The organism is Paenibacillus sp. UMB4589-SE434, from assembly GCF_030226685.1.
GTDB lineage: Bacteria > Bacillota > Bacilli > Paenibacillales > Paenibacillaceae > Paenibacillus_B.
Map to the genome: position 1 here is coordinate 1 of NZ_JASOYK010000026.1, position 393 is coordinate 393.

A 393-nucleotide genomic window follows, 5' to 3' on the forward strand; every position below is an offset into this window, starting at 1 on the left:
CTGGTGAGCCATGAAGGACTCGAACCTTCGACACCCTGATTAAAAGTCAGGTGCTCTACCAACTGAGCTAATGGCTCGTAAATGGTGGAGGATGATGGATTCGAACCACCGAACCCGGACGGGAGCAGATTTACAGTCTGATGCGTTTGGCCACTTCGCTAATCCTCCAAATTTACATGGTGGCTCGGGACGGAATCGAACCGCCGACACGAGGATTTTCAGTCCTCTGCTCTACCGACTGAGCTACCGAGCCATGTTATATGCAGTTATGAGTACAAATAAGTATTGGAACTTCATCCTCAACTTCTTTGTAAAGAAAATGGCGGAGCTGACGGGATTCGAACCCGCGGTCTCCTGCGTGACAGGCAGGCATGTTAGGCCTCTACACCACAG

Annotated in this window: 3 tRNA genes; all 3 read right to left on the reverse strand. The window is 50.6% G+C overall.

Annotated elements, in window-relative coordinates:
• Nucleotide 1: 1 nt before the first annotated feature.
• Nucleotides 2-77: transfer RNA gene (locus QP775_RS25580), tRNA-Lys, on the reverse strand.
• 5 nt (nucleotides 78-82) lie between these two features.
• Nucleotides 83-168, reverse strand: a tRNA-Tyr gene (locus QP775_RS25585).
• Between the two features lie 9 nt (nucleotides 169-177).
• Nucleotides 178-253, reverse strand: a tRNA-Phe gene (locus QP775_RS25590).
• Nucleotides 254-393 lie beyond the last annotated feature (140 nt).